General features: G+C 70.5%; 15 protein-coding genes. 7 read left to right on the plus strand and 8 right to left on the minus strand.

Annotated elements, in window-relative coordinates; genetic code table 11:
• Positions 1-55 precede the first annotated feature (55 nt).
• Positions 56-1,474 carry an argininosuccinate synthase gene (gene argG / locus MYK68_RS20435; protein WP_247865550.1) on the minus strand — a complete coding sequence of 473 codons (1,419 nt, stop codon included), beginning with the start codon at positions 1,472-1,474 and terminating at the stop codon, positions 56-58.
• Positions 1,475-1,684: 210 nt separating this feature from the next.
• Between argG and MYK68_RS20930 the strand changes: the two genes are divergently transcribed.
• Positions 1,685-1,831 carry a hypothetical protein gene (locus tag MYK68_RS20930; RefSeq protein WP_502798283.1) on the plus strand — a complete coding sequence of 49 codons (147 nt, stop codon included), beginning with the start codon at positions 1,685-1,687 and terminating at the stop codon, positions 1,829-1,831.
• A gap of 39 nt (positions 1,832-1,870) precedes the next feature.
• Here the strand turns inward: MYK68_RS20930 and MYK68_RS20440 are convergent, their stop codons facing one another.
• Complete coding sequence (locus MYK68_RS20440; RefSeq protein ID WP_247865551.1) at positions 1,871-3,187, minus strand: TrpB-like pyridoxal phosphate-dependent enzyme; 1,317 nt, start codon at positions 3,185-3,187, stop codon at positions 1,871-1,873.
• A 64-nt stretch (positions 3,188-3,251) separates the two neighbouring features.
• Here MYK68_RS20440 and MYK68_RS20445 point away from each other — a divergent pair, with 64 nt between their 5' ends.
• A complete protein-coding gene (locus MYK68_RS20445; RefSeq protein ID WP_247865552.1) occupies positions 3,252-4,235 on the plus strand; it encodes a quinone oxidoreductase family protein in 984 nt (327 codons plus the stop codon).
• An 86-nt stretch (positions 4,236-4,321) separates the two neighbouring features.
• Positions 4,322-5,419 (plus strand): DUF475 domain-containing protein, encoded by a 1,098-nt coding sequence (locus tag MYK68_RS20450; RefSeq protein WP_247865553.1) that lies wholly within the window; start codon positions 4,322-4,324, stop codon positions 5,417-5,419.
• A gap of 61 nt (positions 5,420-5,480) precedes the next feature.
• On the opposite strand, the gene dinB is transcribed toward MYK68_RS20450, so the two are convergent.
• Positions 5,481-6,713, minus strand: a complete 1,233-nt coding sequence (gene dinB, locus MYK68_RS20455) for a DNA polymerase IV (protein WP_247865554.1) — start codon at positions 6,711-6,713, stop codon at positions 5,481-5,483.
• Positions 6,714-6,896: 183 nt separating this feature from the next.
• A complete protein-coding gene (locus MYK68_RS20460; protein WP_247865555.1) occupies positions 6,897-7,580 on the minus strand; it encodes a class I SAM-dependent methyltransferase in 684 nt (227 codons plus the stop codon).
• A gap of 67 nt (positions 7,581-7,647) precedes the next feature.
• Here MYK68_RS20460 and MYK68_RS20465 point away from each other — a divergent pair, with 67 nt between their 5' ends.
• The gene (locus MYK68_RS20465; RefSeq protein ID WP_247865556.1) at positions 7,648-8,439 is read left to right on the plus strand and encodes an LLM class F420-dependent oxidoreductase; all 792 of its coding nucleotides are present in this window, start codon (positions 7,648-7,650) and stop codon (positions 8,437-8,439) included.
• 48 nt (positions 8,440-8,487) lie between these two features.
• Here MYK68_RS20465 and MYK68_RS20470 read toward each other — a convergent pair whose 3' ends face one another.
• Together MYK68_RS20470 and MYK68_RS20475 are read right to left on the minus strand one after the other, a co-directional pair.
• Complete coding sequence (locus MYK68_RS20470) at positions 8,488-9,006, minus strand: putative immunity protein (RefSeq protein ID WP_247865557.1); 519 nt, start codon at positions 9,004-9,006, stop codon at positions 8,488-8,490.
• A 2-nt stretch (positions 9,007-9,008) separates the two neighbouring features.
• Positions 9,009-10,415, minus strand: coding sequence for a phytoene desaturase family protein (locus tag MYK68_RS20475; protein WP_247865558.1), 1,407 nt, complete (start codon positions 10,413-10,415; stop codon positions 9,009-9,011).
• A gap of 70 nt (positions 10,416-10,485) precedes the next feature.
• On the opposite strand from MYK68_RS20475, the gene MYK68_RS20480 reads away from it, so the two are divergent.
• The 3 genes from MYK68_RS20480 to MYK68_RS20490 all read left to right on the plus strand — a co-directional run bounded on the left by MYK68_RS20480 (position 10,486) and on the right by MYK68_RS20490 (position 13,544).
• Positions 10,486-12,210: a TPM domain-containing protein gene (locus MYK68_RS20480; RefSeq protein ID WP_247865559.1), complete on the plus strand. Its 1,725-nt coding sequence runs from the start codon at positions 10,486-10,488 to the stop codon at positions 12,208-12,210.
• 66 nt (positions 12,211-12,276) lie between these two features.
• Positions 12,277-12,735 carry a MarR family winged helix-turn-helix transcriptional regulator gene (locus MYK68_RS20485; RefSeq protein ID WP_247865560.1) on the plus strand — a complete coding sequence of 153 codons (459 nt, stop codon included), beginning with the start codon at positions 12,277-12,279 and terminating at the stop codon, positions 12,733-12,735.
• A 131-nt stretch (positions 12,736-12,866) separates the two neighbouring features.
• Positions 12,867-13,544, plus strand: coding sequence for an SDR family oxidoreductase (locus MYK68_RS20490; protein ID WP_247865561.1), 678 nt, complete (start codon positions 12,867-12,869; stop codon positions 13,542-13,544).
• A 119-nt stretch (positions 13,545-13,663) separates the two neighbouring features.
• On the opposite strand, the gene MYK68_RS20495 is transcribed toward MYK68_RS20490, so the two are convergent.
• Entirely contained in the window at positions 13,664-14,032 is a 369-nt protein-coding gene (locus MYK68_RS20495) for a nuclear transport factor 2 family protein (protein WP_247865562.1), read from the minus strand.
• Between the two features lie 62 nt (positions 14,033-14,094).
• Complete coding sequence (locus tag MYK68_RS20500; RefSeq protein ID WP_247865563.1) at positions 14,095-16,209, minus strand: Dam family site-specific DNA-(adenine-N6)-methyltransferase; 2,115 nt, start codon at positions 16,207-16,209, stop codon at positions 14,095-14,097.
• Between the last annotated feature and the right edge of the window lie 45 nt (positions 16,210-16,254).

The following is a 16,254-nucleotide window of genomic DNA, read 5'->3' on the forward strand; positions in this document are numbered from 1 at the left end:
GCGCCTCACGCCGCCGCACGACGACACGGCACGACGACGAGGACGCAGCAAGCAGCTAGTCGACGCCGAACTCCATCGCGGCGCGGTCGAGCGCGACCTCCGCCGGATCCTCCGGGCCCTCGCCGCCGGCGATCGCGGCGGCACCGCCCTCGGTCAGTTCGCCGACCAGCTCGGCCGTCGAGCCGCCCACGATGCCGAGCTGCGCGTACTGCTCCAGGCGGGCCCGCGAATCGGCGATGTCCAGGTTCCGCATGGTGAGCTGACCGATACGGTCCGACGGCCCGAAGGCGGAGTCGCCGACGCGCTCCATCGACAGCTTGTCCGGGTGGTAGCTGAGCGCCGGGCCGGTGGTGTTCAGGAACTGGTAGTCGTCGCCGCGGCGGAGCCGGACGGTCACCTCGCCGGTGATGGCGGAGGCGACCCAGCGGACCAGCGCCTCGCGCAGCATCAGGGCCTGGCTGTCCATCCAGCGGCCCTCGTACATCAGGCGGCCCAGGCGGCGGCCCTCGTTGTGGTAGTTGGCGACGGTGTCCTCGTTGTGGATCGCGTTCACCAGGCGCTCGTAGCCGATGTGCAGCAGCGCCATGCCGGGGGCTTCGTAGATGCCGCGCGACTTGGCCTCGATGATGCGGTTCTCGATCTGGTCCGAGACGCCGAGCCCGTGACGGCCGCCGATCTCGTTGGTCTTCATCATCAGGTCGACGATCGAGTCGAAGCGCTCCCCGTTGATGGCGACCGGCCGGCCCTGCTCGAATTCCAGCGTCACCTCTTCGGTGGGCACCTCGACGTCGTCGCGCCAGGCGGCCACGCCCATGATCGGGTCGACGATGTCCAGGCCCTGGTTGAGGTGCTCGAGCACCTTCGCCTCGTGGGTGGCGCCCAGGATGTTCGCGTCGGTCGAGTAGGCCTTCTCGGTGGAGTCACGGTACGGCAGGTCCCGCGCAAGCAGCCATTCGCTCATCTCGGTGCGGCCACCGAGCTCTTCGACGAAGTCGGTGTCGAGCCACGGCTTGTAGATCTGCAGGCCCGGGTTGGCCATCAGCCCGTAGCGGTAGAACCGCTCGATGTCGTTGCCCTTGTAGGTGGAGCCGTCGCCCCAGATGTTGACGCCGTCCTCTTTCATGGCGCGGACCAGCAGCATGCCGGTCACGACGCGCCCGAGCGGCGTGGTGTTGAAGTACACCTTGCCCGCGGTGCGGATGTGGAACGCACCGCACTGCAACGCGGCGATACCCTCCTCGACCAGCGCCTCCCGGCAATCGACCAGCCGGGACAGCTCGGCGCCGTACTGCAGCGCGCGACCGGGAACCGAGTCGATGTCCGGCTCGTCGTACTGACCGAGATTGGCGGTGTAGGTGCAGGGAACGGCCCCCTTCTCCCGCATCCAGGCGACGGCGACGGAGGTGTCAAGGCCGCCGGAGAAGGCGATACCGACACGCTCACCAATGGGCAGCGAGCTCAGGACTTTCGACATGCGACCAGCATAAATGTCGACCCTCCGGGGCGGCGAATCACCCTGCTCGGGCGACGCTGCGGTCTGTTCCCGGTACCAGATTTACCAGGTCATGTTTCTGAAGAAGAACCAGCTGGAAGCGCTCATCCAGCGAAGCCTACGAGGCCAAACTCGGCTCCTCCTTACTTCCGCGTTCGGCTCGATCGCGCGACTCCGCTCCAGACCGCGTACATGAGGGCCTTGGCCGAACTCGGCCCGGAACCGCAGACCGCACGCGATGTCGCGCGGATCTTGCGGCGCGAGTCCTCCCAACTCGGTCCGACCTGCGCCGTGCGGCCCTCATTTCAAAAGTTACTGCGCTTTATGGGAAACAGATAACGCCGAGGTGAGCCACACGACACGAGACTGCTGTGCCCGTCAGAACTCCTCGTCGAGGAACGCGGCGTAAGCGGGCAGATCGAGCTGACCGTGTCCGGACAGTCCGATCACCACCACCTCTTCGGTGTCGCTGTTCGCCACGTGCGCCGCGCAGGCGGCGATGGCGTGCGTGGATTCCGGCGCCGGCACGATGCCCTGGGTCCGCGCGAACTGCACGCCCGCGCTGAACGCGTCGTGCTGGCTGATCGCGGTGCCCTCGACCAGACCCAGCTCCACCGTGTGGCTCAGCGCCGGTGCCATGCCGTGGTAGCGGAGGCCGCCCGCGTGGATCGGGTCGGGCACGAAGTCCATGCCGAGGGTGTGCATCTTCAGCAGCGGGGTCAGGCCGGCCACGTCACCGTGGTCGTACCGGTACTCGCCCTGGGTGATCGACGGGCAGGCGGCCGGCTCGGCGGCCACGATGCGCGGGTTGCTGCGGCCGTGGATCTTCTCCCGCAGGAACGGGAACGAGAGGCCGGCGAGGTTGGATCCGCCTCCGGCACAACCGAAGACGACGTCCGCACCGCCGGGCTCCACCGCGTACAGCTGCTCGACGGCCTCCTGGCCGATCACGCTCTGGTGCAGCACCACGTGGTTGAGCACACTGCCGAGGGCGTAGCGCGTGTCGTCGTTCTGCGCCGCCACCTCCACCGCCTCGCTGACGGCCATGCCGAGGCTGCCGGTGGTGTTCGGGTCCTTCGCCAGCATGGCCCGGCCGGACTCGGTGAGATCCGACGGGCTCGGGTGCAGCGTGCCGCCGTAGGTGCGGATCAGGTAGCCGCGGTAGGGCTTGGAGTCGTACGACGCTCGCACCTGCCACACCTCGACGTCGATCCCGAACTGCGCGCCGGCGAACGCCAGGGCGCTGCCCCACTGACCGGCGCCGGTCTCCGTAGTGAGCTTCTTGACGCCGTCGACGCTGTTGTAATACGCCTGCGCCACCGCGGAATTCGTCTTGTGGCTGCCGACCGGGCTCACGCCCTCGTACTTCACGTAGATGCGCGCCTTGGTGTTCAGCGCCTTCTCGAAGTTGCGGGCGCGGAACAGCGGCGACGGCCGCCACATCTTGTAGATCTCGCGCACCGCCTCGGGGATCTCGACGTAGACCTCGCCGGTCACCTCCTGCGCGATCAGCCCGGCCGGGAACAGCGCGGCGAGGTCGTCGGGCCCGACCGGCTCCTTGGTGCCCGGGTGCAGATGCGGCGGGATCGGCGTATCGAGCTCGGCCGCCAGGTTGTACCAGTGGGTGGGCACCTCGACGGTGACCATGTCGGAATGGGAGGTGTCCACGGCGGGACGGAACTCGGAAGTCGTCATGCCCGTCACTGTAGTGGTCCCTGTGATCGGTCACACAGGTGGCATATGCCGGACACTGGGACGTATGAGCACTGCGAACGCATGGACCGCGCACGGCTTCTCCGGCCTCGACAGCTTCGTCTTCGGCCCGCGCGAGGTGCCCGCGCCCGGACCCGGCGAGATCACCGTGTCGGTCACCGCCGCCGGGGTGAATCCGGCCGACCTGAAGCACGTCCGGCGCGCGAGCGACCCGGCGCTGCTTCCGATGCCGATCGGGTACGAGATCGCCGGCACCGTGTCCGCCACCGGTCCGGGTGCGGTCCTCGGCTCGGGCGCCCCGGCGGCGATCGGCGACCGGGTCGCCGCCTTCCGGGTGCACGGCGGCTACGCCGAGGCGCTGACCGTTCCGGCGACCGATGCCTTCGCGCTCGACGCGCACGTCGACCATCGCGCGGCCGCCGGTCTGCTGCTCGCCGGATGCACCGCCGCCGAACTGCTGCATCGCAGCGGCGCGCGGCGCGGCGACACCGTCGTCGTGCACGGTGCTTCCGGTGCGGTCGGCACCGTCGTTCTGCAGCTGGCCCGCCGCGCCGGGATCACGGTGGTCGGCACCTGCGGCCCCGACCGGGAGGCCGACGTACGACGCTTCGGCGGCATCCCCGTCCCCCGCACCCCGAGCCCCGTTCCACGCCCCCTGAGCCCCGTCGAAGGGACTTCGCTCGCCGCCCGGATCCGGGCCGCCCCTCCCGGACCGATCATCGCCGCGCTCGACTGCGCGGGCACCCCCGAGGCGGTGGCCGCGAGCCTCGATCTGGTGCCGGACCGTTCCCGGATCCTCACCGTCGCGGCCCCCGCGGCCGCCCGCGAATACGGGTTCACCGCGCTCGCCGGCACCGCCCCGGACAGCGCCGCCTACCGCGATTCCGTACGCGCGCAACTGGTCTCTCTGCTCGGTACCGGTGAGCTGACGGTCCCGATCGCCCGCACCTTCGGCCTGTCGGAGGCCCGCGCCGCACTGGAACTGGTCGCCTCCGGTCACGCACACGGCAAGGTGGTCCTGCTCCCCTGAGCTCCCGCGGGCGCGGGCGGGTCCGTCCGCCCCGCCGGGATACAGTGAAGCGCCCGCCTGGCACACCCGAAAGGCGACCCGCACCGATGCATCTCGTCCGAATCTTCGGCCTGTCCTTCCTGGTCTCCCTCGCCGCACTGGTCGCGGCGTTCTTCTACGGCGGCACCACCGCCGTCCTGCTGACCCTGATCCTGGGCATCATGGAAGTGACGCTGTCGTTCGACAACGCCGTCATCAACGCGACCGTGCTGCAGCGGCTGAGCGAGTTCTGGCAGAAGATCTTCCTGACCGTCGGCGTGGTGATCGCCGTCTTCGGTATGCGTCTGGTGTTCCCGCTCGTCATCGTGTGGATCGCGTCGGGTAAGAACCCGTGGGATGCGCTCGACCTGGCACTGCACCCGCCCGCCGGCGGGGCCTCGCACTTCCCCGACGGTTCGCCGAGCTACCAGACCATGCTCACCGACGCGCACCCGCAGATCGCCGCCTTCGGCGGCATGTTCCTGTTGCTGCTCTTCCTCGATTTCCTCTTCGCGGACAAGGAGATCACCTGGCTGTCGTGGATCGAGCGGCCGCTGATCCGCATCGGCAGACTCGACCAGCTGTCGGTCGTCGTCGCGTCGACCCTGTTGCTGGTCACCGGCACCGTGATCGCCCCGGACGGCACCACCGGCACGGTGATGGTCGCCGGAGTCCTCGGCATGGTCACCTACATCCTGGTCAACGGCCTGGGTGACTTCTTCCACGTCGACGAGGAGGGCATCGAGGAAAGCCTCGACGACGCCCCGCGCCGCTCGGGGCCGTCGGACCTCGCCAGGGCGACCGGCAAAGCGGCGTTCTTCCTGTTCCTCTATCTCGAGGTGCTCGACGCGTCGTTCTCGTTCGACGGCGTCATCGGCGCGTTCGCCATCACCGCCGACCCGATCATCATCGCGCTGGGCCTGGGTCTGGTCGGCGCCATGTTCGTCCGCTCGCTCACCGTCTACCTCGTCCGCCAGGGCACGCTGTCGGAGTACGTCTACCTGGAACACGGCGCCCACTGGGCGATCGGCGCATTGGCACTGATCCTCTTCTACTCGATCGGCACCGAGGTGCCCGAGCTCGTCACCGGCCTGATCGGCGTGGTGCTGATCGGCGCCGCGCTGATCTCCAGCATCGTCCGCAAGCGCGCCCTGTCCGAACACTGAACTCCGTCCATTCGTTGACTGCGCCCTTCGACTCCGGTCAGGAGCCAGGTCCAGCAACCGATCAATCCGGAAGCATCGGGGCGTCGTCGCCGTGCTGTCGCCCCACCAGCCGCCCACGCGTCACCGCGTCACGACCGAACCGGGCCTTCAACTCGTCGATCGCCACGTCCAGCTCCGCCGCGTGGTCGTCGTCCACCGCGCCGGTCCGGCCGTCGAACGGCAGGGCCAGCTGCACCGCGTCGTACGACGACAAGTTGGTCAGCGAGAGCCCGATGAGCGTGCACCCGCGGTCGCGGATCAGCGGCAGCGCATCGTCGAACAGGCCTCGCGCGAGCGCGAGGAGGACCGCGGTCGAATCGGTGGGCTCACCGAGCGACCGCGACCGCGTCACCCTCGAGTAGTCGTCGAACCGCAATCGCAGGACGACGGTCCGGCACACCCGCCGCGCGCCACGCAGCCGCTTGCCCAGTCCATCGACGATGGCGAGCAGTGTCGCCTCGATGTCGCGTTCGGACTTGATCCGGCGCCCCAGCGCCCGTTGCGCACCGATGGACTTGCGGCGCCGCCCCGTCTCGACGCGGCGCGGATCGCGCGCCATCGCCAGCGCGTAGAGGTGGCGGCCGATGTTCTGACCGAGAAGCGCCGCCAGGCCCGACTCGCCGAACGCGGCCATGTCGCCGACGGTACGGATTCCGGCCGCGGTGAGCCGCTCCTCGGTCTTGCGACCCACACCCCACAGGCTGCGCACCGGCAGCGGGTGCAGGAAGGCCAGTTCACCGTCGGGCGGTACCTCGAGCAATCCGTCGGGCTTACCCGCCCCGCTGGCGACCTTCGCCAGAAACTTGGTCCGTGCGATGCCGACGGTGATCGGCAGCCCCACCTCGCCGCGGACCCGTTCGCGGAGCCGCGTGGCGATCTCCCGCGGGCTGCCGCTGATCTTCCGCAGACCACCGACGTCCAGGAACGCCTCATCGACCGAGATCCCCTCGACGATCGGCGTGGTGTCGCCGAAGACGTCGAACACCGCACGACTGGCCTCGACGTAGGCGGCGAAGCGCGGCGCGACGGTCACCGCCCGGCCCCGGCAGAGTGCGCGCGCCTCCCGGCCCGGCATCGGCGTCCGCACCCCGCACGCCTTGGCCTCGTAGCTCGCCGCCAGCACCACCCCGCCACCGACCAGAACCGGCCGCCCGCGCAATCCCGGGTCGTCCCGCTGCTCCACCGACGCGTAGAACGAATCCAGATCGGCATGGAGGATCGACGCCTCGCTCCGTCCGGCCCGCTCGATCCTCACTCCCGGATGGTCCCACCGCCCTCCGACAGAGAGCTCGGGCCGGGAGACCTTGCCGGCTGAGCAGGCCGAGGAACGAGACCACACCGAAGCCGGCCCACGACGACGCACCGGGGTGAGGCGGTTCCGCGGAGCCGCTCGCCCGTCCGACGAATTCGGCGGGCTCTCCGCGGACGACGCTCTCGGCTACTTCCGGCGGGCCTTCAACACCACGTCGTCCATGTGGCGCTGGTCGCTGACTCCACCCGCCGGGCGGCCGCGCGGCACGGTATCGAGGATCTGCACGTCGAGCAGGTCGGCGAAGCGGGCGGCGATGTCACCGGGCTGGACGTAGGCGTCGGGGTCGTGGCCGTGCGCGCGGATGCCCTCGGCGTCGTGCGCGACGACGAGCAACGTGCCGCCCGGCACCAGCGCGTCGACCAGCTTCTCGATCACGTCCATCCGCGCGATGTCGACCGGGAAGTAGTGCAGCGCAACAAGATCGAACCCGGCATCCCCGCTCCCCGCGCTCGTCGTCACGCTCCCCGAGCTTGTCGTTCCGCTCCCCGAGCTTGTCGAGGGGACCGGATCGACCGTGAGATCCGCCTGCCGCCACACGATGGTTTCACGTGAATCAATCGCGGCGGCCCGATCGAGCGCGACCTGCGAGATGTCCACGGCGACCACCGTCCAGCCCCGATCCGCGAGCCATCGCGCGTCCGCTCCCTCGCCGCTCCCGACGTCCAGCGCCCGGCCCGGCGCCAGGTCCGCGGCTTCGCGGATCAGGGCCGGGTTCGCCTGTGCCGTCCACAGCCGGTCCGCGCCGGAATAGCGCTCATCCCATTCGGCCGCGCTGTGCGGATTGCCGTCGTGCCCGTGCTCGTGACTCATACCCTCCACGGTATCCGGCAAACCCGATCCGTGCGCGCCGCCGGGGCGTGCGCGCACACTGGAACCCATGTCCCGCTCCCCACGCATCGGTGTCCAGCTCCAGCCCCAGCACGCCCCCGACTACGGCCTGATCCGCGACGCAGTGTTGCGCGCCGAGGACCTCGGCGTCGACGTCATCTTCAACTGGGATCACTTCTATCCCCTCTACGGGGACCCCGACGGCGCCCACTTCGAATGCTGGACCATGCTCGGCGCCTGGGCCGAGGAGACCGAACGCGTGGAGTTCGGCGCGCTGGTGACCTGCAACAGCTACCGCAACCCGGATCTGCTCGCCGACATGGCGCGCACCGTCGATCACATCTCCGGCGGCCGGCTGATCCTCGGCATCGGCAGCGGCTGGTTCGAGCGCGACTACACCGAGTACGGCTACGACTTCGGCACCAAGGGCAGCAGGCTCGACGCCCTCGCCGAGTCGCTTCCGCGAATCACCGATCGCCTCGGCAAGCTCAATCCCCCACCGGTGCGCGACATTCCGGTGATGATCGGCGGCGGCGGACCGCGCAAGACCCTGCCGCTGGTCGCGCGATATGCCGACATCTGGCATTCGTTCGTCAACGTCGAGACCTACCGCGAGAAGAGCGCCCTGCTCGCCGGCTACTGCGCCGATCTCGGGCGCGATCCGGGCGACATCGAGCGCTCCGCCGAGATCCGCTACCGGGGCGACGCCGGCGCGACCCTGAGCTTCGCCGACGCGATCAGTGCCGAGGGCGTCTCGCTGTTCACCGTCGCCACCGGCGGCCCCGACTACGACCTGACCGCCGCCAAACTCCTCTGCGACTGGCGCGACCGGAACCGGTAGTGGACGCGCCAGGTGGAGTTCCATCCGAGCTCCCCCGACCACGACCGGTCAGCCGTCACCGAACACGCCCCAGCAGAGACCGTTCCGCTGCGCCTGATCGGCGAGCACCAGCTGGCGCACGGCGGGAGGCAACAGCGCGCGCTGCCGGTCACGCTCGGCGAGCCTGACCTCGTCGCGTTCACCGGCCGGGGCGGCGGCCATCGCGGCCTTGATGGCGTAGGCGGCGGCCCCGAGATCGTGCTCGGCGACGTGACCGACGCACGCCGCCTGTCCGGCCGCGTGGGCGGCGAAGCGTGCGGCGCCGGTCAGCGGCCGGGCCGCTCCCATCGCATGGCCGCCGAGTGCCCGAGCCGCCATCATCGCCAGGTCTCCAGCGGCCCAGGCCCGGGCCGCCTCGATCGCCGCGCGCGGGCGGGCGTCCCCGGGACACGTCGCCTCGAACAAGCCGAGAACGCGCTCGGCGCAGGTGGCCGCCCAGAGTGCGAGCAGATGGTGGTCGTCGTCGGTGAGCGTGCCGCCGCGACGGATGGTGATCATCGCCGGATCGCGGACGGACGGCAGGATCACGCTCACTCCTGCGCCAGCGCGTGCCGGGCCGCGCGATACCCGCTCATGCCGTGCACGCCGCCGCCGGGCGCGGTGGCCGCCGAACACAGGTACACCCCCGGCACCGGTGTCGCCTGGGGCGTCGGCCGGACCACTGGCCTCGCCAGCAGCTGACGCAACGACGTTGCGCCGCAACCGATGTCGCCGCCGACGTTGTTGGCGTTGTACCGCTCGAGACCGGCGGCCGTGGTCACGATGGTGCCGCTCACCACGTCGCGGAAGCCCGGGGCGCACCGCTCGATCTGCTCGACGATCGCGTCCGAGCAATCCGCATCGCTCCCCGCCGGGACATGGCAGTACGCCCACGCCAGATGCGTGCCCGCGGGCGCACGCGTGGGATCGATCCGCGTCGGTTCGCCACCGAGCACCCAGGGGACGGACGGGATCCGGCCCGCGGCCACCGCGCGCTCGGACTCGGCGATCTGTCCGACATCGGCGGCCAGATGAAAGGTCGCCGTTCGGGAGAAGCGTTCGTCACGCCACGGAATCGGTTCGCGCAGCAGGAAATCCACCTTGCATGTGCCCGGCCCGTAGCGGAAGCGGCCGAGCGCGCGGCGGTACCGGGCCGGCAGCCGCTCCCCCACGATCGCCGCGAAGGCACGCGGCGAGGTGTCGAAGAACAGCCGGTCCGCCCGCGGCAGTTCGGCGAGACCGGTGATCCGGCGACCGGTCTCGATCGTGCCGCCGGCGGCGGTGACCACCGAGGCCAGCGCGTCGGAGATCGCCTGCGAACCCCCGCGCGCCACCGGCCACCCGGAGCCGGCGAGCGTCGCCAGCAGCAGTCCCGCGGCCGTCGACCCCGCGGACGACAGCGGACGGGCTCCGTGGGCGGCGATGCCGGCGAACAGGGCGCGCGTCGCGTCGTCGCGGAAGGCGCCGCGCGTGAACGCGCTCACCGACAGCGCGGCCGCCGCACCGAACCGGCCGAGCGCCAACGGATGCCGCGGTGGCGCGGGCAGTCCGAGGACGTCGTCGACCAGGCCGGGTGATTCCCCGGCCCACCCGACGGCCGCCGCCCACCGCCGCGCATCCCGGCCGAGTCCGGCCGCGCGTCGTTCACGATCCCGCGCGAGCCCGATCGCGTGGCCCGGCCCGAATCCGTGGACCACGGACAGGTCCGGGACCAGCCAGCGCAGCCCGTGGTCGGCGAGCGCGAGTCGCTCGAACGCGGGTGAGACGAAGCCGGTCGGGTGAACCGCCGAGCAGGCGTCCCGGCGGATCCCGGCGCCGAACGCCTCATCGGTGCGCGCACCGCCCCCGATCGTCTCGGCGGCCTCGCACACCAGTACCCGGTGACCCGCGCGCGCCAGCACGGCCGCCGCGGTGAGGCCGTTCGGTCCGGCGCCGACCACCACGTCGTCGTAGTCCATAGGACCCAGGCTTCCACACGGCGCCCGTCTCCCGGCGGCGTCGCCCGGCCCGACCGATTAGATTGATGCCATGCCTCCCGCTCGACGGCGCCCGGTCGCGCTGCCCGCCCTGAGTCTCGTCCTGGCGCTGTTCTTCGGTGCGCTCGGTGCCGCCCCCGCACGCGGCGACGCCCCGCTCCAGTTGCCCGCCGGGGAGCAGGTGGTCGATTCCGCGGACGCCCTGACTGTCGACCAGGAGAACCAGGTCAAGCAGGCGGTGACCAAGCTGTCGGCCGACGAGAACGTGCAGTTGTACGTGGTCTACGTGCGCAATTTCGACGGCAAATCACCCGCCGCCTGGGCACAGCAGACGCAGGATCTGAGCGAGATGAGCTACCGCGACATCCTCCTCGCGGTCTCCGTCGACGACCACAAGTTCTACTTCGGCAGCGCCGACGCCATCGACGACTTCCCCGCCTCCGACCTGCGCTCGATCGCCGATTCGGCGATCGCACCGGCCGTCCGCGACGGCAGATGGGAGAAGGCGGCACTCGACACCGCCCACGACCTCGATCGCACCAGCTCGCACCGGTGGATCTACCTGCTCATCGCCGTTCTCGTCGTCCTCGCGATCCTGGCCGGCATCGTGGCCGCGCTGTACCGCCGCAGCAAGCGGCGGCAAGCCGACGACGACGCCGAGGCCGCCATCGCCTCCGACGCCGTGCTCACCGTCGACGAACTGACCTCGCAGCCGATCGAGGTGCTCGATCCGTGGTCCGCGGAGGTCCTGACCAGTACCGACAACGCCGTCTCGGTCAGCGCGGACGAGCTGGCCCTGGCGGTCGAAGAGTCCGGCGACGACGCCGTCGCGCCGTTCCGCGCCGCCCTGACCACCGCGGAGAGCGCGCTCGCCGCGTCGTTCCGCCTGCGCCGCTCGTACGACGTGGACGCCGGCCTCGGCACCGCCGAACGGCACCGCCTCCTGGTCGAGATCATCAGCATGTGCTCGGACGCCGACGCGGCCCTCGACGAGCAGGTCCCGGCCTTCGACCGCCTGCGCGATCTGGTGACCGATGCCGGCGACCGGCTCGACGCGCTGGCCGACCGCTCGGCACGGCTGGCCGACCGGCTCGACGATGCCGCCGAGCACGAGGCCGCGGTCACCGGGTCGTCCGGCCGGGCCGTGGCCCAGTCGGTCGCCGGGAACGTCGCGCTGGCCCGCGAGCTGGTGCATTTCGCCGACGACAGCATCGGGCAGGGCCGCGAGGCCGGCACCGAGGCGGGCGGTCCGTCGACGGTGGCCGCGATCCGCTCGGCCGAGTGCGCGCTGGACACCGCGGGCAAGCTCCTCGATGCCCTCGCCGACGCCGAACTTAACCTCGCTCTGGTCGGCGAGGCGACGGAGGGCTCCCCGGTCGCCACCGCCACGGTGAGCGCCGCCGAGAGCTTCATCGACACCCGGCGCGGTGCCGTCGGCACACAGGCGCGCATCCGGCTCTCCGAGGCCGAACGGCTGCTCGACGCGGCCGAGCGGACCGACGGTCCGGAGGAGGCGGCCGCCTCGACTGCGGCGGCACTCGCCCATGCACTGGAGGCGCTGTCCCTCAGCGGGCGGGACGTCGAGGCGTGGCGGGTGTCGTCCGACGACGGCGGCCCGGTGCTGACGGGGGTGCTGGTCGACGCGGTGGTCTCGACCGGCCCGCAGTCCGCGCCGACGGAGATCGGCCGGGGCGGTTTCACCATCGGTGGTCGTACCCCGGGCTCCTTCGGCGGGACCGAGACGTCCGGGCGGATCGCCACCGGGGGCCGTCACTGACGGGTCCGGTGCAAGCGGACCCGAGGACTACTTTTACTTAGCTAACCTAAGTATTAGACTGGAGTCGTGACCGAAGCCGACCCCGCCGCGATCGGACGCCTGCGCGCCGCCGTGACCCGCCTGTATCTCTCGCTGCGCCGCAACTCGCCCAGCACCGAGCTGACCGCGGCACACGCCTCGGCGATCGCGACGCTCACCGATCACGGACCGATGCGGATGGGCGACTTCGCCCAGCGCGAATCGATCCGGATGCCCTCGGCGACCACACTCATCGACACCCTGGCCCGCAAGGAGATGGTGCAGCGCCGGCCGGACCCGGACGACCGGCGCGCCGTGCTCGTCGAACTGACCGACCAAGGCCGCGAAGCCGTCGCCGAACTCCGCACGCACCGCGACGAGGTGCTCGCGGCCGCCGTCGAATCGCTCCCGCCGGAACACCGTGCCGCGCTGATCGACGCCCTTCCCGCCCTCACCGCACTGCAAGCAGCCCTGGAGCGGTGCCCCGGTCGCGATTCCGGCGAGTGAGGCCCGGTTCTCCCCACCCCGTGTCGCGGGCCCTCCACGGTGCCGCGGGTCCCGCATGGGCCGCGACGCGGAGCTGGACCCGCGACACACGTCGCAGGCCCACCGCTTGAGCCGCCGGTAGAGTCGCGTCCATGCCGACCGCCCTCGTCACCGGAGCCAGCCGCGGTGTCGGCGCCGCGATCGCCCGGGTCCTCGCCGACACGCACGAGCTGATCCTCGTCGGCCGCGACGGTGCCGCGCTCGACTCCGTCGCCGCCGACGTCGGGGCCGCCGCGGTCCTGCGGGTGGACCTCACCGACCACGACGCCCTCGCGCGCGCCGTCGCCCCGATCGACGAACTCGACGCACTGGTGCACTCCGCCGGAATCGCGAGCACGCTGCGGCCGGTCGGCGACACTCGAGCGAGCGAATGGCGCGACCTGATGGAGATCAACGTCATCGCCGCCGCCGAGCTCACCCGGCTTCTGCTGCCCGGCCTGCGGGCCCGGCGCGGCCACCTCGTCTTCCTCAATTCGGGTGCGGGCCAGAACGTGCGCGCCGACTGGACTCCCTACGCCGCCAGCAAGTTCGCCCTTCGCGCACTCGCCGACGGGATCCGCGCCGAGGAGCCGGGCCTGCGCGTCACGTCGATCTACCCCGGGCGGATCGATACCGACATGCAGCGCGGCATCGTCGCCCTGGAGGGCCGGCCCTACGACGCCTCGCAGTTCCTCAGTCCGGAGACGGTGGCCCTGGCCGTCGCCCAGACGATCGCCGCTCCGCCGGACGCGAATCCGACAGACCTGACCCTGCGCCCCCGCGGCCGATAGGCACGCACGCGCGCCCCACCCGGCCGCGTTCGCAGAAGACCGGCCGTCTCGGCGCCGCGGGCGGCGATATTCCCCCGGCGGCGCCCCAGCGGCCGATGTTCTGCGGCCCAGGCCGTGGCCTACAACTGCTTCAGGTCCGACTGCTCCCAGACCGCCCGCATCGACACGATCTTTCCGGCGTCGTCGAACACCATGATGTCGACCGGGGTGATCTCGAACGACATCCCCGCGGTCCCGGTGACGAGGGTGAACTCGAAGACCGCGGTGTCGCCCGCGATCTTGGCCCACTTGAGTGTCGCCTCGCGTGAATCGAGGCCGGTGATGATCAAGTAGAACTCGATCAGTTCCTGCCGGGTCCGGCGGATCGGCGCACCGATCGGATCCTCCACCGTCGCCCCGTCCGCGTAGAGATCGGCGAGTTGTTCGGCCGTTCCGTTCGACAGCAACTCGACGTAGGCGTCGACCACCGCCCGCTTGTCCGCGCTCATGCACCCTCCACAGAAATAGAACGTGTTCTAGTCACTCGGACGATAGCAGGCCCTCGGCCCGGTCACCGATGGTTGGTGATCAGAACCTCGCGGGAGCCGTTGCGGTCCTTTCGGTGATACGACGAATTGGCGTAGCTGTGTTCCAGCGTGTGCACCACGAAGTCGTGACGGCAGGCCCAATCGGCCAGCTGCGAATGCTCGGTTCCTTTGTGCGACAGCACATTCGAGAGTCCGAAGACACCGCCACGCGCCGCGAAGCGGGACAGCTCGTCGAGCAGCGCGGTCTCGTCGTCCACGGTCCAGGCGTTCTGCTCGTTGTACGGCGCGGTGCCGAGGAGATACGGCGGATCGCAGTAGACCACGTCGGTGCTCTCGACCTCGCCGAAGACCTCGCGGAAGTCTCGGGTCCACAGCTCGGGCGCGAGCCGGTGCATTCGGGTGACCGTGTCGAAGAGGTTCTTGCGCACCCGGGAGTTGAAGTCCCGCTTGCCGACCGGCATGTTGAACCGACCGCGGCCGTTGTAGCGGATCTGGTTGTTGAAGCCGAACACCACCAGCGTGAAGAAGGCGAACGGCCGACGGCGATCCGCCGGGTCCATCGCGTTGAAGTCTGCGCGCAGCCGCAGGTAAGCGTCCTTGTTGACCCGGCCCAGCCCGTTCGACGAGTTGGCTCCGTAGGCCTGATAGCCGTATCGCTGGCTGTCGGTGAGTCCGTACTCGGCGATGAGCCGCTCGACCTCCGCGACGATCTCGCCGTACGACGTCGAGGCGAAGAGCCGCGCGAGGGCGATCACGTCGCCCTGCACGTCGTTGAGGACGACCCGCGGGTATCCGGCGTTCATGCCGACGGTCATCGAACCGCCGAAGACGTCGACGAAGCGCCGGTGCGACTCGCTCGGAGCGGGCAGCAGCGGGATGATCTCGCGGACCAGGCGCTTCTTGTTCCCGGTGTAGTTGAGCGGACTGCGGATCACCGAGGTGGTCTCGACGGAGATGTCGGTCGACCTCTCGACTCCGCCCGACCGGCGTGCCGGGGCCGCCCCCGACCGAGCCGCCGCGGTCGGGGCTTCACTCGATCCGCATGCCGGGGCATCCTCCGACCGGTCCGCCACGGTCGCGACTCCGCTCGAGCGGCTCGGTGAGGCAGCCCGCGGCCGGCGGGCCGCCACCCGGCAGACGAAGAGGCGCTCGACGATGTCGCCGATCCCCGATCGGCCGGTGGTGAACTCGCGGTGCGGGACGTCGATCACCTCCACCCGGCCGCGGCGGCCCATCACCGAGAGGATGTCGTCGTCGGTCAGGCGGGCGGCCGAGCGGGCGTTGCCGCGCTCGCCGGTGTCGTTGTAGCTCATGACGATGGTCGACGTGTCGAGCGCATCGATCAGGTCGCTGAACGCGGGCAGCGCCGCGGTGGTGCAGTAGTCGCTCTTGAGGTGGCGGCGGTCCATCTTCCGCGCCTTGAAGCGCACCGGCCCCTGCTGCCAGTCGGTCACGTTGTCGAGCACGTGGTAGAGGTCGCCGTATTGCCGCGAATTGTAGGGCGGGTCGATGTAGACCAGATCCCAATGCTGTTCGCGGACAAGTTGATTCGCGTCGCGCCGGGTGACGGCATGCGGCCTGGAGAACTCCTCCAGTTCGGGGAGACCGAACACCAGGCGGGGTTGCTCGGCGGCCGCACCGGCGCGGAACGCGTCGTAGTGCCCGACGGTGGCCGCCTGCTTGTCCATCCCGTACAGCAGGCTGCTGATCAAGACGGCGCGTTCGCGCTCGGTGATCCGCCCGGCGTCCGTCCAGTCCTCGATGCGCGAGCGGAAGTGCCCGATCAGCCGCGCGTTGTCGTCGCTGAAGTACGTGCCGGCGAAGGTCGTGGAGAAGTAGTTCGGGGCCGGCGCGCGGACGTCGTTGATCCCCCCGACCAGTTCACACAGCAGCTCGTCGCGCACGGTTCCGCTTCCGAAGAACGCGCGATAGATCGTGGTGTTCGAGGAGAGCAGGTCGTTGAAGGTGACGGCGAGTCCGGCTCGTGCCAGCGACTCCCCGACCACCCCGGTGCCGGCGAACAGATCCGCGGCGGTCCCCGGCGGTGTGGGCAGCGCCGCGAGCACGTCGTCGAGCACCGGCAACACCGCGCGCTTCGAGCCCAGGTAGCGGCGGTTCCGCAGCTGAAACGTCTTCACGACCTGCGTCTTTCCATTTCTGCACCGCCCCCGCGGCGACGTTAC

Source organism: Gordonia sp. PP30 (assembly GCF_023100845.1).
Classification (GTDB): domain Bacteria; phylum Actinomycetota; class Actinomycetes; order Mycobacteriales; family Mycobacteriaceae; genus Gordonia.